This is a genomic window from Pseudomonas sp. Z18(2022), from assembly GCF_036346535.1.
Classification (GTDB): Bacteria; Pseudomonadota; Gammaproteobacteria; order Pseudomonadales; family Pseudomonadaceae; genus Aquipseudomonas; species Aquipseudomonas yamanorum_A.
In genome coordinates this window covers 21,063-47,393 of record NZ_JAOTOA010000025.1, presented here as the reverse complement: position 1 = coordinate 47,393, position 26,331 = coordinate 21,063, and the positions used below count along the sequence as shown (strand labels likewise).

Genomic DNA, 26,331 nt, shown 5'->3' with positions numbered 1-26,331 from the left:
GGAATGCCAGTGCTCAGAAACGTAACGGACATGGACCTGCGCTTGCTGCGGATCTTTTCTACGGTGGTCAAATGCGGTGGGTTCACGGCGGCCCAGGCCGAGTTGAACATGAGCCAATCCAACATCAGCACGCATATTTCCGGGTTGGAAAAGCGCCTGGGCTATCGGCTTTGCGAGCGTGGCAAGGGTGGGTTTCGCCTGACCGAAAAAGGCCAGCGGATCCTCCAGGCGTCGTCGGTGTTGTTTGGCGCGGTGGATGCGTTTCGCGATGAGGCCCAGGACCTTTCCGGGCGCCTGGTGGGCGATCTGTACCTGGGGCTGGCGGACAATATCGCGACCTTGCCCACGGCCCGGATCGACGCGGCCATTGCACGGTTTTATCAGCGTGAACACGACATGCACCTGCACATCTTCGTCAACTCGCCCACGGAATTGGAGTTGGCGGTGATCGACGGCCAACTGGACATGGCCATCTCGTATTTCAGCCGGCCGTTACCCACCCTGGCTTACCAGCCGCTGTACACGGAGGCGATCGGCATTTTCTGTGGGGATCAACATCCATTGTTTGACGTGGAGTCGCCGAGCCTGGAACAGCTGCAGGCCAGCGACTGGATCAAGCATGGCTTCCTGCCGGCCGACCAGGTGCTGCCGGTGACACCGCTGCGCGCATCCGCCACGGCCCACCACATGGAAGCTGTGGCCCATGGCGTATTGGCCGGGACGCATCTGGGCTATTTGCCAGCCCATTACGCCCGGCCATGGCTGGACAGCGGGAAGATGCGTGCGCTGCACCCCGAAACGCTGCATTACGCGGTGCAACACAGTTTGATCACGCACATCGGGCACCCGCAGAGCGAGGCGGTGCGCGCGTTTATGGATGACCTACGGGCGGAGCACCAGGTCTAGTTCGCCATGTACGGCGTTGCGAAAGATCTGGCTGTAGTCGTTGGCATTGAGGGGCCGGGCATTGGTGTCTGACGAGGAAATCTCGGCCACCGCCTGCTCGCCGACCCAGGGCGCGGCGTCGGCGTCGAGGCCGATGTCAGCCAGGGTGTGCGGGATGCCCAGGCGTTGGCGCAGCGCCAAGACCCACTCAAGGAAACCGTTGAAATCCGCTTGCGGCAGTTCCAGGTAGCGCGCAAGTCGCGCAATGTCTTGGCTGATCACTTCGCGGTTGGCCACCAGCACGTAGGGCAACAGGCTCGCATTCAACAACCCGTGATGTTTGTGGTAACGGGCACCCAAAGGGTGGGCGAGGGCGTGTACGCCACCCAGGCCTTTTTGAAAGGCCACCGCCGCCATCGCCGAAGCCACCAACATGCCTTCGCGGGCAACCATGTCCTGGCCATCGGCATGGGCGTTCACCAGATGCTGCTGGATCAGGCGCACGCCTTCCACGGCCACGCCGGACGACATCGGGTGATACAGCGGCGAGCAAAAGGCCTCGATGTGGTGGGTGAGGGCGTCCATGCCGGTGGCTGCCGTCAAGGCGGGCGGCAGGCCGCGGGTGAGTACCGGGTCGAGAATGACCGTCGCCGGGAGTAACTCCGGGTGGCTGATCACCTGTTTGATGTTCTGTTCACTCAGGGTCAGCACCGCTTCGCGTCCCAGTTCCGAGCCTGTGCCTGCGGTGGTCGGCAGGGCAATCAAACGTGGCAGGCCCAGGCGCGGAAAGTCCGCCAGGCTCGGGTAGCGCGTGATGACCTGGGACCATTCGAAACGCGTCAGGCCATGACGGTCGACGGCGGCCAGGCTGATGCCTTTGGCAGCGTCCATCGCGCTGCCACCACCCAGGGCAATCAACGAATCATGGCCGCCGGCCTGGAAGGTGGCCACGCCCCGAGCCACGTCATCGAGGGTCGGGTTGCTGGTGATCTCGCTGAAGACGGCGAACGGAATATCGGCCTGGCTCAGGTGGGCTTTCAGCATGGCCAACGGTTCCAGCGCCTTCATGCCGGGGTCGGTTACCAGCAAAGGTTTGCGCATCCCGAGTAACTTGCAGCGCTCGGCGACCACGTCCAGCGCGCCCGGCCCGCAGAAAATCTCTGTGGGGTAATTCCAATAGTGAAGGGAAGACATTTGAAACTCCGTGTCAGTGGGTGCGCAGGTGTGGGGTGACGGTGCGTTGATAGGGCTTGGCCCAGAACATGTAGATCAGGCCGAGGACCGCGAGAATCGAGAACACCAGAATCACTGCCCACACCTGGAACCATGGCGCACCGGGTGGCGCGAGGGATTCCCGTGGCCAGGCCACGTTGATGCTTTCGAACACCAGCCAGAAGAAGGCGGCGAGATTGACCGCGATCCCCCAGCGGCCGAGGCTGAAAGTGCCGGGTTCGGCTTTCCATTTGCCGTTCAGGCGGGCGAGCAGGGCGCACGTCACCACAATCAAAAACACCACGAAGAAGCCGCCACTGCCGAAGGCGATCAGCGTGCCCACTGCTGTGGCGTTCAAACCCAGCGCCAGGCCGAAGCTGGCAAACAGGGTGCTGAACACCATCGCGGCGAACGGGACTTTGCGCTTGTCTACCCGGCGTAACAGCGTGGAGGCCGGCAGGATCGAGTCTCGGGCCATGCCGAATACCGCACGGCCAATGTAGGTTTGCACCGACACCACACAGGCGATGAACGCCACCAGCACCACGGCTACGAACGGCCGTTCCGACCAGGCACCGAAGGCATCGACAACGGCAGGCGTTACGGGATCGACGACGCTGCCCGAGACCATCGCGGCCGTGTCGGAGTAAGAGAGAGTGACTGCGAAGGCGGTGAGCATCACGGTCAAGCCCACCAGGATCATCGAGCGCAGGATGGCCCGGGGCGTCGAGGTGCGGGCGTCGGCGGTTTCTTCCGACACCTGCGAGCATGCATCGAACCCCAGGAACGCCCAGCCGCCAACGGCCATGGCGGTGAGGAAACCGGAAAAATACGTACCGTCACTTGCCTGGGTGGCCGTCAGGCCTTCAAACACCATCGAAAAGGAATGGTTGCGGAAAAACACCAGCAACAGCACGCCAATGCCAATGGACGCGATTGCTTCGGCCACGATGCCCGCGTTGACGAAATACTTGAGCGGGTTGATGCCGAACAGGTTAACCCCGAGCCCCAGCAACAACAGCACCGCGCCACTGAACACCTGGGCATTGGCGGCGGGTGGTTCTGCGGTGAAAAACAGCCACAACCAGAAGCCGCCGAGGTAGGCCACGGTGGTCAGGGAGGCCAGCGCCGAAGCCAGGTACATGAACCCGGTAAACCAGGCCCAACGGTCGCCGGCCAGGCGCTTGACCCATTGGTAACAGCCGCCGGCCAGCGGGTATTGCGAGGCGAGTTCGGCATACACCAAAGCAACCAGCAGTTGCAGCGCGAGGCACAACGGCACGATCCAGACCCAGGAAGGGCCGGCACTCATGGCGCCCAGGGACATCACGGAATAGATACCGACCACGGGGGAAACCGTGGCAAATCCTACGGAAAACGAAGACCAGAGAGACAGGCCACGATGCAATTGTTGATCGTAGCCTTGGCTGTGGAGCAGGCGCTCATCAGCACTTTGGTGCCCAGGTAGAAGGGACATGGGGATTCCTTGAGTCGGCAGACACATTATTTTTAGGATCGCCCTTGTGGTCAGGGCGTACCGACGACGCTTGGTCCTTCACGGGAAGGAGTGAGGGGAGCTTAGAGGGTTAAAACATCTTGAGAAATCCATATGTGCTGAGGCTGGCATCTGGATTTGTTGATGTATTACGGGCGGGAGAGGAGCGCTGGAAACATCGTATTATCGGACTGTTATTCTTAACATATTGATTTAACTCAACTAAATATCCATTTAGTTGAGTTGGGTATTTGGGTGAGCTTAAGGCTGGGTGAGGGCGCTTGTACGGGCCTCACTGATGCGTTCAACCGTCTGCATGTGCTCGGTGCCCCATTGGCACAACGCCCCCAACGCCTTGGCCAGCGAGTGCCCGAACGGGGTCAGGGAGTATTCCACCTTCGGCGGGATTTCCTTGTAGTCGATACGAGCGATGATTTCATCGCGTTCCAGCTCCTTCAATTGCTGGATCAGCACCTTGTCGGTCACGCCACCAATCGCGCGCCGCAGCTCGCCGTATCGATGAACGTCCTGCGCCAGATGGTAAAGGACCAGTGGTTTCCATTTCCCGCCAATCACTGCCAGGGCAGCATCGAGTCCGCAATTGAAGGTGTTGTTCGCCATGACGTCACTCACTGAATTGGGTACTTACCAAAAGGTGCATACTATTCAAATAGAATGCGCGGATCTACAGTTGGGCCTCAACTTTTTTGGGAAACCAACATGAGCAGGCTCAACGGAAAAATTGCACTGATCACCGGCGGCAACAGCGGTATCGGCTTGGCCACTGCCATACGTTTTGCTGCAGAAGGCGCGCAAGTCGTTATCGTGGGGCGTCGGCAAGAGGAACTGGATAAAGCGCTGCAGATCATTGGCGCTGGAACCGTAGCCATTCAGGGTGACATTTCAAACCTGGATGACCTTGACCGAATCTACGCGCAAGTCAAAGCGGATAAAGGTCGTATCGACATCCTGTTCGCCAACGCAGGGCTGGGAGATTTCGAGCCGATCGGATCGATCACCGAAGCGTCGTTTGACCGCACCTTTGGCATCAACGTCAAAGGCACGTTATTCACCGTACAAAAAGCCTTGCCACTGATGCACGCAGGCGGCTCGGTTATCCTGACGGGCTCGACGACGGGCACCATGGGCACACCGGCATTCAGCGTGTACAGCGCCACAAAGGCGGCGCTGCGTAATTTCGCCAGGAGCTGGGCGCTGGATCTCAAAGGCACGGGGATACGCATCAACGTGCTGTCGCCCGGGCCGATCTCGACACCAGGGCTGGACCTGGCGCTTTCGGCGACAGGTCAGAAGGATGCAATCATCGATGACATGACGGCGCAGCTACCTCTGGGGCGTATCGGCAAGGCTGAAGAAGTTGCTGCAGCCGCGTTGTTTCTGGCATCGGACGAGAGCAGCTTTATGACGGGTAGCGAAATGTTCGTCGATGGTGGGTTTGCTCAGGTTTGATCACCAGAGGGGTTTTGCCAGTTGAAATCTGACTGGCACTGCCCCTGATAGCGAATCATATGATTACGCATAATGTATATTATGTTAAATCACGTACCAGGCTATGGCAGCCCAGTGACCCACCTGTCATCCCAGGACTTTATAAATCTCGGAAACCACCTGCAACGTCGCCCCCTCAATCGTTCCTTCATTCCGGCATAAGACCCAACCGTGATCTGCAACCGCTCGTTCGAACGCCTGGGTACTGGCGACATGTTCGTCCAGCTTATGCATCACCGTGCTACTCAGCCCACGCCGGCGCGCAGCAGCCCTTGCCCATGAAACTTCAGGCGCGGTGACAACCCCGACATGCAGGTCCGGCACTTGCACGTTTCGGTCAATGTTCAGCCGCAGGATCTCTTCCATCGGGACGGTGCGGCGAAACGCGGCATCAGACGGATACCAGCGATCAATCAAGACGATACTGCCCGGCGGCTGTTCAGCCAGCACATGCCGGGAAATCCACGCACGGCTATCCGCAAAGCGCTCGCACACTTCCCACTCCAAATCCCGACTCGGACTTCTGGCAAGCTGGTTAACGAGGGCCATTGTTTCACTTCTGTAGGGATCGCTTTTTCTCTCGCAAAGCCGGATCACCTTTTTATTGCCCGCCCTCAGTACTTTCGTAACGGCTTCCAACAGTGTGGTTTTACCGGTGCCCTTGGGCCCATCCATAGATACAAACAGCGGACGATCAACCGCCTGGCTCAACACGGCTTTTCAATCCGGGTGCGCAGGGTTTCGGCGATTACCTTCGCCAATGCAGCTTGGTCAAATGGTTTGGGAAGTCGCGTCAATGTGGTTTTGATATCCAGGGTAATCTCGGAAAATCCTGACGAAAGAATGATAGGAAGCGTGGGAAACAGCGACTCGATATTGCCGGCGAGCTCAATGCCGGTCATGTCCGGCATTGCCATGTCGGTGACCACCAGGTCAAAACGCTTGCCTTGGGCCAGGAAAGACAGCGCCGCCTGGCCGTCTGCCGCCAACACGACATGATGGCCCAGGTCTTCAAGCATCGCCCCGGTGCTGATGAGCACCAGTGGGTCATCGTCTACCAGCAGAATGTCGAGGCTTCGCTGATGGGCGACGTCTGGCGTGTTTGCTATTGATGCCTGCGCTGGCGACTGCGTGGTCTCCATCACCGCCACCGGTAACCAAAGCTCTGCGGTTGTGCCCTCTCCCTCCGTGCTTTTCAACACAAAGTGGCCCTGTGATTGTGCCGCCAGGCCGTGCACCATCGAAAGGCCAAGCCCGGTGCCTTTTCCCGCGCCTTTGGTGGTGAAAAACGGCTCCATGGCCCTTTGCAGGGTCGCGTCATTCATCCCGGGGCCGGTGTCGATGACAGAGATGCAAATCAATCTTTCGGATTCATTCGGCCTGCCGGGAAACGAATCTTCCCTCGCCGAAATCAGAATCCGTCCCCGACCTTCCATTGCGTCCCGGGCGTTGATGGCCAGGTTCATCAAGGCCATTTCCAGTTGGCTCATGTCGACCAATACCGGCCGCAAGATCAGCGGAAACTGTGTGTCTACGCTGATGCCAGCCCCTAAAATCCGGGACAGCAGATCAGACATGTTTCTGATCAGGCCACCCACATCCACAGGCTGCGGATCCAGTTCCTGGCGACGGGCAAAGGCCAGCATTCGCTGGGTAAGCGTCGCGCCCCGTTCGGCACCAGCGATCGCGTTATTCAACAGGGAATAGATTTTCGAGTCTTGTGGAACGCGCTTCTTGGCCAGTTCAAGGCAGCCAAGGATCACCATGAGCAGGTTGTTGAAGTCATGGGCGATACCGCCGGTAAGCTGGCCCAGGGATTCCATTTTCTGGGACTGGAACAAAGCCTCGCGGGTTTCCTTGATCTCCTGTTGGGCCTGAACACTCTCGGTCACGTCCCGTGTGATCTTCGCGAAACCCACCAGCTCGCCTAGCTCATTCTTGATCGGGTCGATCACCACATGAGCCACAAATCCCGTGCCGTCCTTGCGCAGACGCCGGCCTTGCCCTTCATAGCGACCTTCGCGCACAACCGTTTCGAGGGCGCGCTGCGGGACGTTGTTGTCGACGTCTTCACGCTGGAAAAACATGGAGTAATGTTTGCCGATGACTTCTGCCGGCTCATAACCCTTGATGCGCTGGGCACCGGCGTTCCAGGTGGTGATCACGCCGTGGGGGTCCAGCATATAGAGCGCGTAGTCGGTCACGCCCTGTACCAGCAGGCTGAATTGCTGCTCACTCTGGCGCAGGGCCTGCTCCGCAGCCTTGCGCTCGGTCAGGTCCCGTGTGACTTTTGCGAAGCCGATCAGCGTGCCATCGTCGGCGCGTATCGGGTCGATAATGACCAACGCCCATAGGCGCGTGCCATCTTTCCTGAGGCGCCAGCCTTCGCCCTCAAAGCGGCCTGACTGTTCGGCGCTCTTGAGAGCGCGGCCCGGCAGATCCGAGGCCAGGTCTTGCGGGGTGTAGAACAGCGAAAAATGCTTGCCCAGCACTTCGCTTTGTTCGTATTGCTTGATCTTCTTCGCGCCCGAGTTCCAGCTGCAAATCAACCCGTTCGTATCAAGCATATAGATGGCGTAGTCGACCACTGCGTCGACGAGCAGCCGATAACGGTCGTCCTGATTGAAAGGCCCGCTGGCAGGTTCGGATGGCATCAGGACAGCCTCGGGACAAATGAGTGGTTAGAACCCTCAGTATGTCTAAAAAAATCCCCTGCCAACCGGTTTATTAACCTGAACAGCTTCTTTTTGAATCAGACACTCCTGCCGCGGGCAAATCGTGGAATCTCCAACCCCAGGCTTTCCCGAAGCGTCGTCCCTTCATACGCCGTGCGATACACGCCGTGTTCCTGCAACAATGGGATGACTTCCTGGGTAAACCGCTTGAACTGCTGAGGATGCCCGATATAGATGTTGAAGCCATCCACCGCCCGCGCTTCAAACCAGTCCGCCATCTTTCGGGCGACCGTCGCCGCCGATCCCACAAACGCCCCCGGCCGCAGTTGCCGACCAAACTCCACCGCCTGGCGCAACGTAAAACCTTTCTCCCGTGCCTGATCGGCAATGCGCTTGGCATTGGTAAAAAAGCTGCTGCGTGCCGCCTCCAGACTCTCCTGTGGGAACGGCGCATCCAGGTCGTACTGACTGAAATCATGCCAGCCGAAATTGCGGCCGAACTCCTTCAGTGCCAGCTCAAAACTATGGTCGGCCTGATGGTAGTGCTGCTCGATTTCCCGGGCATGCTCATCAGTATCACCCACATAGATTTCAGCGCCGGGCATCACCAGCAATTGTCCGGGATCACGGCCATGTCGCTGTGCCCTGCCCTTTATGTCTCGGTAAAACGCCTGGCCCTGCTCGATGCTGGCGGCGTGGGTGAAGATGACATCGGCGGTGGCGGCGCCCAGGTCGCGGCCTTGCTCCGAATCACCGGCCTGGAAGATCACCGGTTGGCCTTGGGGTGAGCGCTGGATATTCAGCGGGCCGACCACGGAAAAGTGCTCGCCCTTGTGGTTCAGGCTATGCAATTTGCTCGGGTCGAGGAACTGGCCCGTAGTCCTGTCGCGCACAAACGCGTCTTCCTCATAGGAGTTCCACAGGCCCTGCACCACTTGGACGTGTTCGGCGGCCCGGCCATAGCGGGTGTCGTAGTCGTAGTGTTCGTCGCGGCTGTAGTTGCCGGCGGTGCCGGCGTCTCCGCTGGTCACCACGTTCCAGCCCGCACGGCCTTTGCTGATCAGGTCGAGCGAAGCCAGGCGCCGTGCGACGTTATATGGCGAGTTGTAGGAGGTCGTCAGCGTGCCAACCAGGCCCAGATGCCGAGTGCTTACGGCCAGTGCCGAGAGCAGCGTGAGCGGTTCCAGCCGGTTGAGGTAATGGGATGGCGAGCCGGGTGTGATGAACTGGCTGTCGACGATAAACATCAAGTCGAACAGTGCCGCCTCGGCCTGGCGTGCGATGTCGATGTACCAGTCGACGTTGACGCTGGCATCGGCTGGCAGTTCGGGATCAAGCCATAGATTGTGGCGACCGGGCCCGCCACAGCCCATGGTCAAGGCGCCAAGTTTGAGCTGTCGTTTGGTCATGTCTAACGTATTCCTTGAGGCGTTCAGGGCTGGGTTTTGGCGACGGCGGGCTGCAAGGCTGCGGCGAAGGAATCGTCGAACAGCTTGGCTGCCGGGTAAGACTTGACCAGTCCCTGGCTTGCGAAAAAGTCCACGGTCTTTTGCGCTTCCACAGGCGATTGGGCGGTCACCGGCTCCACCGTGGTGCGTGCCCGGGCGAACCAGGCGCGGGCTATATCGGCGTCTGCCCGGGTGCGTTTGGCCCAGGCATCCGCGTAGGCGTCGGCGTTGGCCGGGCTTTGGCGTGTCCAGTCACGGGCTTTTTTCAGGCGTTGAAGAAAATCGCTGATTTGCGCACGCTTGGTGTCGACGGCCTTGGTGCTGGCGGCAACAAAGCTCTGGGCCGGGATCAATCCGTCAGCCGTCGCCAGAACCCGCGCGCCCTGGCGTTCCTGTTGGGTGACGTAGGGTTCCCAGGTGGCGATGACGTCAACTGAACCGCCCTCCAACGCATGGGAAGCATCCAGCGCGCTGAGGTAGCGCAGTTCCAGTGAGTCCTTTGGCACGCCGGCTTTATCCAGTGCAGTCAGCAGCAACTGCTGGCTCCAGGAGCCTTTCCAGATGGCGGCGCGCTTGCCTTTCAGGTCGGCAAGGCTGTGGATCGACGAATCCTTTTTCACCAGGATGGCCACGCCGTCGAGATTTTGCCGGCTGATGGCGATTACCTTGATCGGCGCGCCCAGTGCACCGAGGAACAACACGGGCGCATCGCCGAGCAGGCCGATGTCCAGGCTGTTGGTGTTGAGCGCCTCGGCGACGGGTGATCCCGCAGTGAATTGCTTCCATTCAAGGGTATAGGGCACATCATCCAGCACCCCCGCCGCTTCCATCACGGCCTGGGCGTTGTAACTTTGGTCACCCACCACCAGCGTTTGCGCGTTCGCAGTGAGGCACAGCAAGGCGGCCAACCCGGCCGCCAGTTTTGTCAGATAACGCACGTTCGCTCCAGATGCCTGCTCAGGCATTTCAAGTCGATCCGCGCGCGCGGTCTCGGCAGTATTCGTAGGGAGGCCTACCATGAGGGGCAAAAGGTCGCCTGTAAAATACCTATAACGCATAACGTAATTCGATATTAATGCGCACAATGCATTTTCATTGAAGATCCGCGTGCGCTGACATTGCGTACCCGGCCGCACCACCTACACTGATCTGAATTCGGCTAATCTCGAGCCATTATCCAGCGCCCCGGCCCGATGCACCCGCATTTATTGCTCACTACAGAAAACAGTTAACCAACTGATTAATCAGAGTAAATATGAAAGAGCAGCCTCGGCAGCTTGCATCGGGACCGCAACAAGTGGCGCTGACTCGCGCCCTTTTTCGACAACCACACCTCCTGGCTCCCTTGAGCCTGCTGTGCATCGCCCTCGCCGGCTGCACCGTCGGGCCGGATTTCGCGCGGCCCGAAGTGCCGGCGAATGCCGATTATTCACGGGAAAAACTCACGGCTACCGCCAAGGCCGATATCGACGCCGGCGGCGCAGCGCAGCGGCTGATCGCCGGGATGGATATTCCCGGGCAATGGTGGACGCTGTTCCGCTCGCCGGACCTTAACGCGCTGGTGGAAGAAGCCTTGCGCGCCAACCCGGATGTGACGGCCGCTCAAGCCGCGTTGCGCCAGGCCAACGAGCTGGTCTATGCCGACCAGGCGTCGTTGTTTCCTTCCGTAAGCGGCAATGTGCAAAAAGCCCGGGAGAAAGTATCGGGCGTCACCTCGGGCCTGCCGGAGTCGCCGATTCTCACGGTGAGTTCGGCATCGTTGAGTGTGTCCTATGCCCCGGACGTGTTCGGCGGCACGCGCCGGCAAATCGAATCCACGTCCGCCCAGGCCGAGTACGAACGCTTCCAGCTGGAGGCGACGTACCTCACCCTGACCTCCAATGTGGTCAATACTGCGGTCAGCCTGGCGTCGATACGTGATCAAATCGCCTCAACCGAGGCAATCGTCCGGCTCCAGAGCGACCAGCTCGACGTGCTGCAGGCGCAGCGGCGGCTGGGTGCCATCGGTGACAGCGATGTCCTCACGCAACAGACCGCATTGGCGCAAACCCGTGCCAGCTTGCCGCCCCTGCAGAAGCAATTGGCGCAGACCCGCAACCAGTTGATGGCCTACCTCGGCCGGTTTCCCAACCAGGACCGCGACGAGCGCTTCAACCTGGCCTCCCTGCACTTGCCGGAAGAACTGCCGGTCAGCCTGCCCTCGGCCATCGTCGGCCAGCGGCCCGATGTGCGCTCCGCCCAGGCGCAACTGCACCAGGCCAGCGCCAACATCGGCGTGGCCGTGGCCAATCAGTTGCCGCAGTTCAGCATCACCGGGTCCGTGGGCTCCACGGTGGCCAGCGGGACCAAGCTGTTTTCGGCGGGCAGTGGCGTGTGGAGCCTGGCCGGGTCGATCACCCAACCGATCTTTGATGCCGGTGCCCTCGAACATCGCAAGCGTGCCGCCGTGGCAGCCTACGACGAGTCGGCGGCCCGCTACCGTGGCACCGTGATTGGTGCGTTCCAGGACGTGGCCAACGCCCTGCGGGCGCTGGAGGCCGATGCTGACGCGCTGAACCAGCAAGTGGTAGCCGAGCGTTCCGCGCAAGCCAACCTGGACCTGGTGCAGGCGCAGTTCAAGCTCGGCGCCGTGGCGTACATCAACCTGCTGACGGCCCAGCAAACCTACCAGAACACCGTGCTGTCCCGCGTCAAGGCGCAGGCCTCGCGCTACAGCGATACCACTGCGCTCTTCCAGGCACTGGGTGGCGGTTGGTGGAACCGAACAGATGTAGACCCCGCCACCAAGGGCAAACCGGATCGCTTCGGCTTGCCGTCGTGGAACGAGATCATGCCGGCCAAGAACAAGGCAGCGCCTGCCGATTCGGCACGGTTCGACTGAACTGAATCATTGAAACAGTGAGAACACCCATGGCTGACGTCATTACTGCCTCTCCCCTGCCACCCGAGCCCGGCGCACCGCGCAAGCGTCGACTGTGGCGGCCGATGATCATCATGATCGTGGTGGTGCTGGTGATTGTCGCGATCATCGCCGGGGTGAAGTTCGTGCAGATTTCGGCGTTGATTGCCCAGTCCAAGCAGCCCCTGCCCGCTGCCGTGGTCACGGCCATGAAAGTGCCCTTCAGCGATTGGCAACCCAATGTCACCGCCGTGGGTTCGATGAAGGCTGTCCGCGGGGTGGACGTGACCACCGAGGTGGGCGGCATCGTGCGCACCCTCGGCTTCACGCCCGGGCAGCAAGTGGCGGCCCAGGCGCTGCTGGTGCAACTGAACGCCGACTCGGACATCGCGCAACTGCATTCCCTTGAAGCCACGGCCGACCTGGCGGTGATCGTCCTCAAGCGTGACAAGGCGCAGCTGGCGGTCAACGCCATCTCCCAGGCCCAAGTCGACACCGACACCGCCGACCTGAAAGCCAAGCTCGCCGCCGCCGAACAACAGCGGGCGCTGGTGGCGAAAAAAACCATCCGCGCACCGTTTGCCGGGCGCATCGGGATCACCAGCGTCAACCCCGGGCAATACCTCAACCCCGGCGACAAGATCGCTACGTTGCAGACCTTTGATCCGATCTACATCGACTTCACCGTGCCCCAGACCCAACTGGAAGCCATCGCCATCGGCCAAGGGGTGTCGGTGACGGCCGACGGCCTCTCCAATCAAACCTTCACGGGCAAGGTCAGCACCATCGACACCCAGTTCGACTCGACCACGCGCAACGTCACTGTAGAAGCCACCGTCGACAACCCCAAGCAAAGCCTGGTGCCCGGGATGTTTGCCCGCGCCGTGGTCACCTCCGGCGCGACCCAACGCTACCTCACCGTTCCGCAGACGTCGGTCACCTACAACCCTTACGGCACCACGGTATTCATCGCCACCTCCAGCAAGAACGACAAAGGCGAGGAGGTACTCACGGCGCAACAGACCTTCATCAAGACCGGGCCAACCCGGGGCGACCAAGTCGCCATTCTGTCGGGCGTGAAGGAAGGCGACCTGCTGATCACCAGCGGCCAGATGAAGCTCAAGAATGGCTCGCCGGTGAAAGTCGATAACAGCGCCGCGCCGCTGAACGATCCGGCGCCGACTCCCCAAGAACACTAAAGGTGTCCCATGAAATTTACCGATACCTTTATTCAGCGACCGGTCTGGGCCATTGTCGTCTCGCTGTTCATCCTGATCCTGGGGCTGCGCTCGATCTTCGAACTGCCGGTGAACCAATGGCCGCGCACCGAAAATACGGTGGTCACGATTACCACCGCTTACTACGGCGCTGACGCGTCGACGGTGGCCGGCTTTATCACCCAGCCCCTTGAATCAGCCATTGCCCAGGCCCAGGGCATCGACTACCTGTCGTCGACGAGCATCACCGGCGTGTCGACGATTACCGCCACGCTGCGGCTGAACTACGAGGCCAGCAAGGCACTCACCGAGATCAATACCCAGGTCAACTCGGTCAAGAACCAATTGCCGGCCCAGTCCCAGGAGCCGGTGCTGACGGTGGCGGTCGGGCAGACCACAGACGCCATGTACCTGGGCTTCTACAGCGACACCCTGCCCACCAACAACATCACCGATTACCTGGTGCGGGTGGTCAAGCCCAAGCTGGATTCGATCCAGGGTGTGCAAACCGCTGAAATCCTCGGCGGGCGCCAGTTCGCCCTGCGGGCCTGGATGGACCCGAACAAGCTGGCGGCGCACAACGTGACGGCCCAGGACGTGTCCACTGCCCTGGCCAACAACAACTACCTGTCTGCCGTCGGCTCCACCCGCGGGCAAACGGTCACGGTCGACCTGACCGCCGGGACCGACTTGCACACCGTGGATGAATTCAAGCGGTTGGTGGTCAAGCAAAAAGGCGATGCCTTGGTGTACCTGGAGGATGTGGCCACCGTCACCCTCGGCGCCGAGAGCTACGACAGCAGCGTGGCGTTTTCCGGCAAACGTTCGGTGTTCATCGGCATCAAGACCGCGCCCAACGCCAACATCCTGACCGTCGCCGACAGCGTGCGCGAGGCCTTCCCCGAGCTGCAATCCCAATTGCCCACCGGGGTGCGCGGCGAGATCGTGTACGACTCCACGGAGTTCATCAACACCTCGATTTATGAGGTGGTGAAAACCCTGGTGGAGGCGATGATCATCGTGTCGGTGGTGATCTACCTGTTCCTCGGCTCGTTCCGTGCGGTGATCGTGCCGCTGGTGGCGATCCCGCTCTCGCTGGTGGGGACGTTCTTCATCATGTACCTGCTGGGGTACTCGATTAACCTCCTGACCCTGCTCGCCCTGGTATTGGCGATCGGCCTGGTGGTGGACGACGCGATTATCGTGGTGGAAAACGTCGACCGGCATATCAAGGAAGAAGGCAAAGGTGTGCTGGAGGCCGCGCTGGTGGCGGCGCGGGAATTGGGTGGCCCGATCGTCGCGATGACCGTGGTGCTGATTGCCGCCTACGTGCCCATTGGCCTGCGCAGCGGGCTGACCGGGGCGCTGTTCAAGGAGTTCTGTTTCTCCCTGGCCGGTGCGGTGACCGTGTCGGCCGTGGTGGCGTTGACGCTGTCGCCGATGATGACTTCGCGACTGTTCAAGTCCGGGCAGGAAGAAGGTCGCTTCGCCCGCAAGCTCGACCAGTACTTTGACTGGTTGCGGGGGCGTTACCACCGCGTACTTTCAGGCGGGCTGAACGTGTGGCCGGTGCTGGTGACGTTTGGCTTCTTGCTGTTTTTGCTGGTGGCCGCCAGTGGCATGACCGCCAAGAGCGAACTGTCGCCCACCGAGGACCAGGGCCTGGTGTTCATGCAGATCAAGGGCCCGCCGACCGCCTCGCCCCAGCAGATGGAGCGCATTGCCGACCAGGCCTTCCAGATCGCCAACAAAGAGCCTGAATACGCGCAGATGTTCCAGCTCACCGGGCTGCCGATCCTCAACCAGGGACTGGGTGGTGTGCTGCTCAAAAACTGGGGCGACCGCTCGCGCTCACAGGCTCAACTGATATTGGACCTCCAGCAAAAATGGAACCAGGTGCCGGGCGCTACCATCGCGGCGTTCCCGCTGCCGTCGCTCCCGGGCGCCCAGGGCTTGCCGGTGCAGTTTGTGATCACCACCACCGACTCGGTGGAAAACCTCAACGAAGTCGCCCAGGCGGTGGTGGCCGAGGCACAGAAACAACAGCTGTTCTATTTCTCCGACATGGACCTGAAACTCGACAAGCCCCAAGCCAGGCTGGTGGTTGACCGGGAAAAAATCGCCGCACTGGGCATGACCCAGGCTGACGTCGGTGCGGCGCTGTCCGCTGCACTGGGTGGCAACTATGTGAACTACTTCTCCACCGCCGGGCGTTCGTACAAAGTGATTCCCCAGGTGCTGCAGGTTGACCGGCTCAACCCCGACCAGATCCTCGATTACTACATTCGCACGCCGTCCGGCAGCATGATCCAGGCGCGCACCGTGGCGCATATCGAGACCTCGACCCAGCCCGAGTCCATCAACCACTTCCAGCAACTCAACTCGGCGACCCTGTCGGGCGTCAGTGGCGTGGCCCAGGGTGAGTTGCTGGCGAAACTCAACACGATCCTGACCAACATCGCACCCTCCGGCTACACCTCGGACTTCTCTGGCGAGTCGCGCCAGTTCATGCAGGAATCCGGCGGGTTCTTCGGGTTGCTGATGTTCTCGATCCTGATCGTGTACCTGGCCCTGGCCTTCCAGTTCGAGAGCTTCCGCGACCCGGTGGTGATCCTGTTCTCCGTGCCCCCTGCGCTCTTTGGCGCACTGGCCTTTATCACCATGGGGTTTGCGTCCATCAACGTGTACACCCAGGTAGGCCTGGTGACGTTGCTGGGGTTGATCACCAAGCACGGGATTCTGATCGTGCAGTTCGCCAATGAATTGCAGCGCGCGGGCCACAGCAAGCGTGAGGCGATAGAAGAAGCGGCCGGCGTGCGTTTGCGGCCGATCCTGATGACCACGGCGGCGATGGTGCTGGGGGTGGTGCCGCTGGTGTGGGCGTCTGGCGCCGGGGCTGCGGGACGGCATGACATGGGTCTGGTGATCTTCGCCGGGTTGTCGATCGGTACCGTGTTGACGCTGTTTATGGTGCCGGCGATGTATATGTTTATTGGTTCGACGCACCATCAGGAGGTGGAGCGGCCGCTCGATAGTGAACGTGAGGAAATACCAGTCGGCGGCGGCTAGGCCGTTCTGCAACGTAACGCTAAACGAAACCCGGGGTCTGATTTTCAAGACCCCGTCCCACGCCCTGTTCGGCCCCGCCGACAAATCTGTCATTCGACTGCAATACAAGCCTGCCTAAGATCCGGCCATGGATTTTCATGATCGGCCTTTGGGGTTTATCCCCGGGCCGATTTTCAAGGTCAGTTATCTACGCGCGTAGATAGCTGTAGAACGCAGAGCAACCACCTCAATGGTCATGTCCGGGCCTTCCTTGGATCAGGAGTTTTTTGATGTCGACAGTTGCAAGTGCCGCCCACCCCGCTGCCCTAACGGCCAGTGGCGCAGCGGATGAAAGCTTGGTAACCCCGCAAGGACGCCGGGAGTTGTATCGCGCCACCCTCGCCTGTTGGCTGGGCACGGCAATGGAGTACGCGGATTTTGCCCTGTATGGCCTGGCGGCGGGCCTGATCTTCGGCGATGTGTTTTTCCCTAACGTGTCGCCGGCCATGGCGTTGCTTTCCACCTTCGCCACCTGGTCGGTTGGGTTTGTGGCGCGGCCGATCGGTGCGCTGTTCTTCGGGTGGCTGGGTGATCGCAAGGGCCGCAAGGTGGTGATGGTCTCTACCGTCGTGTTGATGGGCGCATCCACCACCTTGATCGGCTTGATCCCCAGCTACGCATCGATCGGTATCTGGGCGCCGGCATGTCTGGTCCTGCTGCGTTTTACCCAGGGTTTTGGTGCGGGCGCCGAACTGGCTGCAGGCACAGTGATGCTGGGCGAGTTTGCACCTGCCAAGCAACGGGGCCTGGTGTCTTCAGTGATTGCCTTGGGCTCCAACAGCGGGACGTTGCTGGCTTCATTGGTCTGGCTTGCCGTGGTGCAAATGGACCAACAGCAATTGCAGGAATGGGGGTGGCGCATTCCGTTTCTGTGCAGCTCGCTGATTGCCCTGGCTGCCCTGTGGCTACGTCGCAACCTGCGGGAAACACCGGTGTTCGAACTTCGAAAGGCCGAACTGCAAGCCCAGCGCAGTAACGCCCTCACCACCGCTGCACAACCTGTTGGGTTCTGGAAAGGCAGCCGGGCATTTCTCACCATGGTCGGTTTGCGCATTGGCGAGAACGGCCCTTCCTACCTGGCCCAGGGGTTTATCGTCGGCTATGTGGTGAAGGTGCTTGCGGTGGACAAGTCCGTCGCGACCCAATCGGTGTTGATCGCGTCGATACTCGGCTTTTTGATTATCCCCCTGGCGGGCTGGTTGTCTGACCGATTTGGCCGGCGCATTACCTACCGTTGGTTCTGCGGGCTGCTGATGCTGTATGCGTTCCCGGCATTCATGCTACTCGACTCTCGCGACCCAGCCATTGTCATGGCCACCATTGTGGTCGGCATGGGCCTCGCCTCCCTCGGCATCTTTGGCGTACAGGCGGCCTGGAGCGTTGAGATTTTCGGCGTAAAAAACCGCTACACCAAACTGGCCCTGGCCAAGGAGCTGGGCTCGATCCTCTCCGGCGGTACCGCGCCTCTGGTGGCTGCCGCGCTGCTGACCTGGACCGGTCACTGGTGGGCGATTGCCGGGTACTTTGTCGCTATGGCCGGGATCGGTTTTGTGACCACCTTTGTCGCCCCGGAAACCCGGGGGCGCGACCTCAGCGCGCTGGAAGATGCCATCTAGTTTCACCCCCCTGAAAAACCACTGACGCCTCGCAGAAAGGCGCAAACCCGCACGACTGTTCAACCACAAGTCGGGCGAAGCCATGCCTGTAAATCGGCAATCCATAGGAGCATTGACATGAAACGGTCCACCCTCGCACTGGCAGTCACCACCACGATCCTGGCGCAACACGCGCTTGCTGCAGGCTTTATCGACGACAGTACTGCGTCGATCAACGCACGCACGTTCTACCTTCGCAGTGATAACCCCAACACACCGGGGGTTGACCAGAACGAACTGACCCAGGGCTTCAAGCTCGACTATCTGTCCGGGTTTACCCAAGGTACCGTCGGTTTCGGTCTCGACGTTCAAGCGCTGCAAGCGTTCAACCTTTCCGGTGGCACCCAGCACCCCAATGCCAGCACCTCGAACTCACTCGCACCGGTCAATTCCGACGGCACGCCGGTGGACAACTGGAGCCGTCTTGGGGCCAACGCCAAGCTGCGCGTGTCCAAGACCGAGTTCCACGCCGGCAGCGCGCTGTCGCCTAACCTGCCAATCCTGGTGGCCAACGATGGCCGCCTGCTGCCGCAAACCTTCGACGGCGTGACGGTGACCTCCAAAGACATCGACAACCTGACGATCAATGCCGGCCAACTCAGCCGCTCTACCGGGCGGGCGTCGTCCAACTCCACCGGCTTGGCCATTGCGGGTGGCACCGAGGCCAGCAATTCATTCACCTATGCCGGCGCCGACTGGAAAATCACCCCCACGACAACCCTGCAGTACTACCGTGCCGACCTGAAGGACTATTACACCCAGGACTTTTTTGGCCTGTTGAACACGACGCCCCTGGGTGAAAACTCACGTTTTAAAACTGACCTGCGCTACTTCAACAGCAAATCCCAGGGTAAAAACGGCACCGCCGGTTACCTCTTCAACAATAACGGCGGTTATGCCAGCGAGCCGGGCAAAGTGGATAACACCACCTGGAGTGCGGCGTTCACCTACTACCTGGGCGGCCACGCCTTCATGCTCGGCCGCCAGCAGGTGTCCGATTCGGGCGGTACCGTGTACCTCAACCAGGGCAACATACTGGGCGGCGCCGGCAACAGCGAAGGCAACGGCGGCGCCAGTGTCTACCTGATCACCGACGTGATGGACAACTCGTTCATCCGCGCTGGCGAAAACACCAACTTTGCCCAGTACTCCTATGACTTCGCAGCCCTGGGCGTGCCGGGTCTGTCGGCATCGGCCCTTTACCTGCACGGCGACAATATCCGTGGGGCTGACGGTGGTTCCCGCTACTCGGAATGGGAACGTGACATGCGCATCGACTACGTCGTGCAGAGCGGCCCGTTGAAAGGGTTTGGCACCTCGTTGCGTGAAGGTAGTTTCCGCAGCGGCATTCCCAATGTTGGCGCGGTCGACCAGGCGCGTGTGATCTTCAGCTACACCTACGCGATCTTCTGATTTCGATTGAGTGAAAGGGCTACCGGTGGCGCCAGGGTCATCAAACTGCAATAAAACAGCCGTGATAATGTCGGATGTCACAAGGTGTTACCCCGTAGCCTTTTTTTTTAGCCCGAACATCTACGCGAGTAGACCCCGTCCCGGGCGTCTACTTCTCCAGAAAAATGGCAGGTCGTTTTGACAAAACAGTATCCCACCCGCGCCACCCGCGACGATGTTGCCCGCGAAGCCGGTACGTCAGTCGCGGTGGTCAGTTACGTCATCAATGACGGCCCCCGGCCCGTCGCCAAGGCCACTCGCCAGCGCGTACTGGACGCCATCAAACACACCGGCTACCGACCCAACGGTGTCGCCCAGGCACTGGCCTCGGGCAAGACCAAAACCTACGGGCTGGTGGTGCCAAACATTTCCAATACCTTCATCGCGTCTTTTGCCCATGCCCTGCAACAGGAGGCGCTGGATAACGGCCTGGTGATCCTGCTGGGGGATTCCGGCGACTGCCGCAAACGCGAGCTGAATCTGATCAATACCTTGTTGAGCCAACGGGTAGACGGTCTGTTCTACACCAGCGTCGACCGCCACCCGCACATCGAGCTGATCCAGGCCAGCGGCACCCCCTTTGTGATGCTCGACCGAGTCACGCCCAGTATCCCCGTCAATATGCTTCGGGTGGATGAGCGCGGCGCGGCACATCAAGTCACCGCGCATCTGCTGAGCCATGGTTACCGTGAGGTTGGCATCATTTGTGGCCCGCCGGAAATGCTCAACGCCCAGGACCGCTTGAACGGCTGGCGTGACGCGCTGGCTGACCGTGGCCTCGAAGAACATCCTGAGTGGGTTGTTGGCGCCAGTTACACACGCAAAGGCGGATACGAGGCGACACAACAGCTGCTGGCCGATGGTCGCGCGCCCCGCGCCCTGTTCTGCTCCAACGAAGCCCAAGCCATCGGCTGCATGCGTGCGCTGTCGGAACGCGGGATAAAGGTCCCGGAACAGGTGGCCCTGGTGTGCTTCAACGGCACTGAAGAGTCGGCGTTCTATGCGCCCTCCCTGACCACGGTCTGCCAGCCTGTGCGGGAAATGGCCAAGGCAGCCATCGCGATGCTGCTGGCCTGGAATGGCGAAGTGCAGTTGCAAGAGTTTTCTCACCGCCTCGTGATTGGTGAGTCCTGCGGATGCGGCGCTGTGCAAACACCGCGAGTCTAAAAAAAGAAGGTGAAATGAAACGCTTAATTATTGATTGCGATCCCGGAAACGGGATTGCAGGGGCAAATGTTGACGACGGTCTGGCATTGGCGCTGGCACTCTCTGCGCCCGAACTCTCGCTTGAACTGGTCACCACCGTCGCGGGCAACACGCCCAGCGCAGTGGGTTACAACGTCGCCAAAGACCTGATGGCCCGAGCCGGCCGTACGCTGCCGGTGGTCAGGGGCAGCACCCAGGCACTGGAGGAACCCGGCGGCCCCTGGCGCGATGCGCTGGACAACACCGTACACAAGCGCCAACTCGCGCATTTATGGAACGCTGTGCGCCCTCCCCTGGATTTCGAGGCCCCTGCACAAGAAGCGGCCGACGCCATAGGCCAGTTGATTTGCGCGAATCCCGGGGAAATCACCCTGGTGGCAATCGGGCCGCTGACCAACGTGGCGCTGGCGCTTGAACGCTACCCCGACATGATCCAGGCGGTGAAGAAAATCATAATCATGGGAGGCGTTTTTGCCCTGGATGACTTCATCAAGGACACCAACTTCGGCTTCGACCCGGAAGCGGCGGACCGCGTGCTCAGCAGCGGTGCGAACATCACCCTGGTGCCCCTGGATGTCACCACGCAAACCTTGATGACGCACCAGGACCTGGACCGTATCCAGCAACTCGATACGCCCCTCGCCGATTTTATCTGTGAGACGTTCAGGCCCTGGATCGACTATTCAATGGCCACTCGCAGCCTGGCCGGTTGCTGGATCCATGACGCCCTGGTGATTGCCTGGTTGCTGGACCCGCGCGTCGCCACCGCCACGCAGTACTACACGGAGGTGGAACTGCGCGCCGGCCGAACGCGAGGCAAAACCTGGCGCTACAAGCAGCCCCTGCGGCTGGACGTTGCCATCCCGCCAGCCACCAGCGGCCTGGTTAACGTATTGCAGAGCGTGGATAACCCGTTGTTGCTGGAGATCATCGAAAAGTACTTGTCGATGGTCCCCCTCAAATCATCGGCGAGCTGCTGACCACCCGCAGTGCCAACCCTTCATACGCATCCAGCGTAATGGTGAAATCCCCCTCGGCGGTCAAATCACCTTCTACCCGCTCATTGATGATGTCCACCACCGGCCCGGGCGCAATGTCGGGCAGGTGCAGGGTTTCGGTGATGGGCGTGGAGCCGAAGTTCAGCGCGGTGATCTGGGTGCCTTTGCCCGCCGGCAACTCGTGCACCATGATCAGCAGCCCCGGGTGCTGCACGTCCGGCACCAGGATCTGGCGGCTGGCGGCGATATCGTAGGCGCGGCGCACGGCGAGGATTCTTTGCAACTGTGAGGCAAACGAATCCGGGTCGGCCAGTTGGCTGATCAAGCTGCCATACAAGGTTTTCGGGCGTGGCATCTGCCCGGCGGACTGCGGCGCATCCGGGTTCAGGTCCACCAGGTCGTAGGCGCCGCGATGGATCCAGCGGGTGTCGCCATCGAGCATCAAATGGGCGACCTCCTCCGCGGCCAACGGCAGTGCGCCTACCAGGTCCCAACCGGAAAGTGCGAATACCCCAGGCTGCATGGCGTTGTACATCACCAGCAGCAGGTGAATCTGGCGTATCTGCTGGATATCCGCCGGGGTGATCGCCTCCAGGTCGCGAATCCCCAGCGCCGCCGTGATGATGCTGGCGGTGGTGCAAGACACGCCATTGGTCACGAACTTCAGGTTATAGGGTGCGTGCTCGCCCGCCAGGCGTTCGTACATCTGCTCGCGTATATGTTCGCGCAGGATGCCGCCGGGGAACGTCTGCCCCTGATACAGGTAGGTGTCGTGGGCGTGCAGGGTCCAGAAATGCACCAGTTCAAGGGTCAGCTCGTCATGGTTCTGCAGCGCGTGGATCAGCGAGCCCGGGTCGATGCCGAGGGTGTGCATCTCCCGCAGCATCAGGCGCAGGAATTCGGTATCGCCCATCAGCAACGCGTGCTGATAGGCCGGGCGGGTGATGAAGTCATAGGACAGGTCGGCGCCGCCGTGGGACATGGCGGCAATGTCGTCCACCGTCAGGTTCAGTTCCTGGAAGCTGAAGCCGCCAGCCTTGCGAATCGCGCCGCCCAGAAGCTGGTTGCCGGTAATGGAGAGCGGGTGGCTTTCCGACCAGGCGTTACCCTCAAGTTTGCGTTCCACGCCGAGGAAGCCGTTGGCGTCCAGGCGCAGGATTTTCGCGCCCATCACGTCGATGGCGTGCAGGGCGTCACCGATGATCATTTGCTGCGCGGCGAAGGTCGGGTCCAGCCAGTTCAGCGACGGTTGCCCTTCCTTGAAGTAATGCAGGTACACCCATCGCCGGGGCTTGCCATCCACGCCGATGACCACATCGGTGGCGCTCCAGTCGGTTTCCTTGACCCCAGGCTCGAAGAAAATCACTCGTTGCAGCTGGCCGACGATGTAGTGCTTGTCTCTCAGCACGTCGACCTGCTGCGGGCTGAGGTTATGCGCGTCGCGGCCCTCGCTGATCTCGGGCAGCAGTGGCCAGTCTTCCTCGCGGATTTCCACCATGTGGTAGAGCCCGGGGTAGTCCTCGTAGGCCATCTCCGCCAGGCGGAAGTCCGCGCCTTTGCCGGTGTGGGACGGGATCACGTCGTCGATGATCACCGCGTTGTGCGCGGCGGCCATGCGGGCCAGGGATTGAAGCTGGGCTTCGGTGCCCAGTTGCGGGTCGATGTCGAAGCTGATGCGGTCAAAATTGCCGTCAATCGTCGGGGTGTGTTCGGTGCCCGAAAGGCCGCCCGAGCGTTTAAGCGGGCCGTTATGAATGCCCTGGATGCCGATTTTCGACAGGGCGTGCCACAAGGTTTCATCCCCCAGGGCCTCCAGCACACTGCCGTTTTCGCGGGTAACGATGGACGCCGGGTACGCTGTGAACCACACCGAGGCCAGGGCTGAAGCATCACGGGGCCGGGTATGCGCATACGGCTGCTGCCACAACCGGCCTTGCCCCGAATAGAGTTTGGCCCGCTGTTTTGCGGCATGCAGCATCGATTGTTCCACCAGCCAGGCCACATGATTCTTCTCGGCATCTGTCATAAATCGATCACCTGCGGTCGTGAAGTATTCGGTTGCGGTGCTTGCATCGGCGCACCGTTGGTTATTGTATGAGGCCCTGAGCGGCCATTCGTTGCATTGGCCCTCCCCCCATGATCCAGACCGAGGGCTGCACTTGGACTATTTCGCAGCGTTGACCGCCTTTGTCGAAGCCGCCGAGGGCAATAACTTCTCCCGTGCCGCCGACCGGCTGGGCATCAAGGCTTCTACCGTTTCACGCTACGTGAAAGACCTGGAGCAGGACCTGGGTATCGCCCTGTTCAACCGCTCGACCCGCACCCTGCACCTGACCGAGGGCGGCCAGACCTTCCTGATGCATGCGCGCCGGGTGCTGGACGAGCTGGAGCAGGCCAAGGCCGCCACCTCCGCGTTGAATGAACATCCCCGGGGCGTGCTCAAGCTCAACCTCCCGCCCGCCTTTGCCCGCCACCATGTGCTGCCCACCTTGAACGCGTTCCTGGCCCGCTACCCGCAGATCAAGCTGGAACTGGTGCTGGATGACAGCCACGTCAACCTGATCCACGCCGGCGCGGACCTGGCGATCCGGATAGGCACCCTGGCGGATTCCACGTTGAAGGCGCGCAAGATTTGCGATGAACACTACCGGCTGGTGGCCAGCCCGGGGTTTTGCCGGGAGCACCCGGCACCGTCCAGACCTGCCGACCTGGCGGCACTGCCCGGGATTCTGGGGGCGGCTGAGATTGCTTTCGCCAATGGGCATGAAGTGTCGCCGCTGGTGCATAAAGACTGCCTCCGGATCAACGACCTGGACGCGCAGATGATCGCCGTACAGCAAGGCCTGGGGTTTGCCTTGCTGCCCGACTGGCTGGTGGCCAAGCGCATTGACGCCGGCGAGCTGGTGGTGTGGTTGCCTGAGTGGAGTATCCGCATCGCCGGCCGCGAATCGGCGGTGTGGTTCGTCTATCCACCCAAGCGCATCGTGTCTTCCAAGGTGCGGTGCTTCATCGACTTTATCGTCGAGCAACTCGGCGAAACACCGCACTGGAAGCGTGTCAGCTGAAGCGAATATCCAGCGAGCGCAGGTAGGTTTGCAGCCCGGCGTCCTGGATCGGAATCAGGAACGCCTCGGTGTCGGACTCGTTGAAATGGGCATGCCAGTAACCCGGCGGTGTGACAAACGCCAGCCCCGGCGACCAGTCGACCCGCACCGGGTTGCGGATTTGCCCGTCGGCGTCCAGCTCGGTGCCCACCAGCGAGTAGCAGCCCTTTGGGCAATCGATGATGAAATCCAGCGCAATCGACTGGTGGCGATGGGGCTTTTGAATCGACCCCGCCGGCAGGATCCCGTACATCGCCCATAGCACATGGGTCACCGTGCGGGTTTGCGGGAAATGCCGATTGCCCAGCAGGATGCTGATGCGGCTGCGGTCCTGGGCGCGGGGATCATCGGCGGCCTCACGCAGCTTGGCGTTGGCCAGGTCCGCCGGGTACAGCGTGGGTGCGAAGCGATCGGTAGTGCGGGTCACGCCCAGATAGCGCAACAGCGGTTCGTCATGCACGTAGTACAGGCGCGCATCCTCTGTTGCGCTGAAGTGCGCCGGCTGCAGGCCCGGCAGCGCAAGGAAGCACCCCTTGGACCATTCGATCCGATGCTCACCCTGAACCACACTGCCCTCCCCCGTGATCACATAAAACACCTGTGAGGTGGCGTTGGGTTGCAGGTCCAGCGTGTCGCCGGCGTTCAAGCGAATGAAGTTCGCACACAGCCCCGGGCCGGTCGCCGGGCCTTCACAGCCCAGAGCGTCGCTGAGGTCCAGCGGCACAACCCGGGACGGGCCACCGTCGTACAGCGAGGCCGGGAAGCTGTGATAAGGAATGCGGGTGATCAGGTTGGCACTGATGGGGTTGGCGGCCTTGCTGTACTCGAAGTACTCGGCGTCGAGCAGGTGCGGCGGCTGGGTGTCGGTCAGGTCAGGCTTGAATTCACGGTTCATTATCATCACCTCAATCTACGGCTGGATTTCGCGACATCCCGAGGGACGTTGCGGCGGTGATGGAACTATAGGCACTCAATCGCGCAGGATTAATCCCTCGTCTCGCACAGCAGTTGTGCGAAATGGGGCAGAAGTGAACCGTTCTTCTACGCAGGTGCTTAGTTCGAATTAGCCAACTATCAAAGTGCCATTTTATAAACAGATTAAATATTTCTACATCTAATGCGCATAAAAAATCCGCCGCAGAGACTGCGGCGGCAAACCAAAGGATTTTGTCGAAGCAGAGCGGCTAAGACACGATCAAAACTACAGCAGCACGCGCAGCGGTACAGTGAATTTTAATTAATCGAGTTTAACCATCCCTTCACTGGTCCTTTACCGCAAACCGGTTAAAAATTCCCCATCGCGCAAAGGCCAGCGCCTCCCGCCAGGGTGGTGCCCGGCTAAAACTACAACACGCGAAACCCGGCTTGAATGCCCGTCTTAATATCGCCTGCCCAAAAGTTATATACGCCATAAAAAATAAGGCTGTGCACCTGCGCACGCAACTATTAGCGATTAATCTATCCGGGG

General features: G+C 60.7%; 19 protein-coding genes. 10 read left to right on the top strand and 9 right to left on the bottom strand.

Going from position 1 to position 26,331, the window contains the following annotated elements; genetic code table 11:
- Window positions 1–9: 9 nt before the first annotated feature.
- Entirely contained in the window at window positions 10–906 is an 897-nt protein-coding gene (locus V3W39_RS29400) for a LysR family transcriptional regulator (RefSeq protein WP_177121083.1), read from the top strand.
- Here the strand turns inward: V3W39_RS29400 and V3W39_RS29395 are convergent.
- The 3 genes from V3W39_RS29395 to V3W39_RS29385 all read right to left on the bottom strand — a co-directional run bounded on the left by V3W39_RS29395 (window position 883) and on the right by V3W39_RS29385 (window position 4,213).
- Entirely contained in the window at window positions 883–2,079 is a 1,197-nt protein-coding gene (locus V3W39_RS29395; RefSeq protein WP_330213873.1) for an iron-containing alcohol dehydrogenase, read from the bottom strand. The genes V3W39_RS29400 and V3W39_RS29395 overlap by 24 nt on opposite strands.
- A 13-nt stretch (window positions 2,080–2,092) precedes the next feature.
- On the bottom strand, window positions 2,093–3,574 hold the full coding sequence (locus tag V3W39_RS29390; protein ID WP_177077773.1) for an APC family permease: 1,482 nt from the start codon (window positions 3,572–3,574) through the stop codon (window positions 2,093–2,095).
- Between the two features lie 279 nt (window positions 3,575–3,853).
- Entirely contained in the window at window positions 3,854–4,213 is a 360-nt protein-coding gene (locus V3W39_RS29385) for a winged helix-turn-helix transcriptional regulator (RefSeq protein WP_259195696.1), read from the bottom strand.
- A 99-nt stretch (window positions 4,214–4,312) separates the two neighbouring features.
- On the opposite strand from V3W39_RS29385, the gene V3W39_RS29380 reads away from it, so the two are divergent.
- Window positions 4,313–5,062, top strand: a complete 750-nt coding sequence (locus tag V3W39_RS29380) for an SDR family oxidoreductase (RefSeq protein WP_177077769.1) — start codon at window positions 4,313–4,315, stop codon at window positions 5,060–5,062.
- Between the two features lie 126 nt (window positions 5,063–5,188).
- On the opposite strand, the gene V3W39_RS29375 is transcribed toward V3W39_RS29380, so the two are convergent.
- The 4 genes from V3W39_RS29375 to V3W39_RS29360 all read right to left on the bottom strand — a co-directional run bounded on the left by V3W39_RS29375 (window position 5,189) and on the right by V3W39_RS29360 (window position 10,162).
- Complete coding sequence (locus tag V3W39_RS29375) at window positions 5,189–5,776, bottom strand: dTMP kinase (protein WP_177044357.1); 588 nt, start codon at window positions 5,774–5,776, stop codon at window positions 5,189–5,191.
- 32 nt (window positions 5,777–5,808) lie between these two features.
- Window positions 5,809–7,755, bottom strand: coding sequence for a hybrid sensor histidine kinase/response regulator (locus V3W39_RS29370; RefSeq protein WP_330213872.1), 1,947 nt, complete (start codon window positions 7,753–7,755; stop codon window positions 5,809–5,811).
- 98 nt (window positions 7,756–7,853) lie between these two features.
- Window positions 7,854–9,185, bottom strand: a complete 1,332-nt coding sequence (locus V3W39_RS29365) for an LLM class flavin-dependent oxidoreductase (RefSeq protein ID WP_330213871.1) — start codon at window positions 9,183–9,185, stop codon at window positions 7,854–7,856.
- 23 nt (window positions 9,186–9,208) lie between these two features.
- Window positions 9,209–10,162, bottom strand: a complete 954-nt coding sequence (locus V3W39_RS29360) for an ABC transporter substrate-binding protein (RefSeq protein ID WP_177130492.1) — start codon at window positions 10,160–10,162, stop codon at window positions 9,209–9,211.
- A gap of 407 nt (window positions 10,163–10,569) precedes the next feature.
- On the opposite strand from V3W39_RS29360, the gene V3W39_RS29355 reads away from it, so the two are divergent.
- The 7 genes from V3W39_RS29355 (at window position 10,570) to V3W39_RS29325 (ending at window position 21,741) form a co-directional block, all read left to right on the top strand.
- Window positions 10,570–12,105 carry an efflux transporter outer membrane subunit gene (locus V3W39_RS29355; protein WP_256348430.1) on the top strand — a complete coding sequence of 512 codons (1,536 nt, stop codon included), beginning with the start codon at window positions 10,570–10,572 and terminating at the stop codon, window positions 12,103–12,105.
- A gap of 29 nt (window positions 12,106–12,134) precedes the next feature.
- Window positions 12,135–13,322, top strand: a complete 1,188-nt coding sequence (locus V3W39_RS29350) for an efflux RND transporter periplasmic adaptor subunit (RefSeq protein ID WP_256348429.1) — start codon at window positions 12,135–12,137, stop codon at window positions 13,320–13,322.
- A gap of 9 nt (window positions 13,323–13,331) precedes the next feature.
- Window positions 13,332–16,409 (top strand): efflux RND transporter permease subunit, encoded by a 3,078-nt coding sequence (locus V3W39_RS29345; protein ID WP_330213870.1) that lies wholly within the window; start codon window positions 13,332–13,334, stop codon window positions 16,407–16,409.
- A 269-nt stretch (window positions 16,410–16,678) separates the two neighbouring features.
- Window positions 16,679–18,064, top strand: coding sequence for an MFS transporter (locus V3W39_RS29340; RefSeq protein WP_330213869.1), 1,386 nt, complete (start codon window positions 16,679–16,681; stop codon window positions 18,062–18,064).
- Between the two features lie 117 nt (window positions 18,065–18,181).
- Window positions 18,182–19,516: an OprD family outer membrane porin gene (locus V3W39_RS29335; RefSeq protein ID WP_177077712.1), complete on the top strand. Its 1,335-nt coding sequence runs from the start codon at window positions 18,182–18,184 to the stop codon at window positions 19,514–19,516.
- 177 nt (window positions 19,517–19,693) lie between these two features.
- On the top strand, window positions 19,694–20,722 hold the full coding sequence (locus V3W39_RS29330; protein WP_177044307.1) for a LacI family DNA-binding transcriptional regulator: 1,029 nt from the start codon (window positions 19,694–19,696) through the stop codon (window positions 20,720–20,722).
- A 14-nt stretch (window positions 20,723–20,736) separates the two neighbouring features.
- Complete coding sequence (locus V3W39_RS29325; protein ID WP_330213868.1) at window positions 20,737–21,741, top strand: nucleoside hydrolase; 1,005 nt, start codon at window positions 20,737–20,739, stop codon at window positions 21,739–21,741.
- Here V3W39_RS29325 and treS read toward each other — a convergent pair.
- The gene (treS, locus tag V3W39_RS29320) at window positions 21,719–23,785 is read right to left on the bottom strand and encodes a maltose alpha-D-glucosyltransferase (protein WP_330213867.1); all 2,067 of its coding nucleotides are present in this window, start codon (window positions 23,783–23,785) and stop codon (window positions 21,719–21,721) included. The two genes, V3W39_RS29325 and treS, sit on opposite strands and share 23 nt — an antisense overlap.
- Before the next feature lie 133 nt (window positions 23,786–23,918).
- On the opposite strand from treS, the gene V3W39_RS29315 reads away from it, so the two are divergent.
- Window positions 23,919–24,824: a LysR family transcriptional regulator gene (locus tag V3W39_RS29315; protein ID WP_330213866.1), complete on the top strand. Its 906-nt coding sequence runs from the start codon at window positions 23,919–23,921 to the stop codon at window positions 24,822–24,824.
- On the opposite strand, the gene V3W39_RS29310 is transcribed toward V3W39_RS29315, so the two are convergent.
- Window positions 24,817–25,758 (bottom strand): cupin, encoded by a 942-nt coding sequence (locus V3W39_RS29310; protein ID WP_330213865.1) that lies wholly within the window; start codon window positions 25,756–25,758, stop codon window positions 24,817–24,819. The genes V3W39_RS29315 and V3W39_RS29310 overlap by 8 nt on opposite strands.
- Window positions 25,759–26,331: the final 573 nt, after the last annotated feature.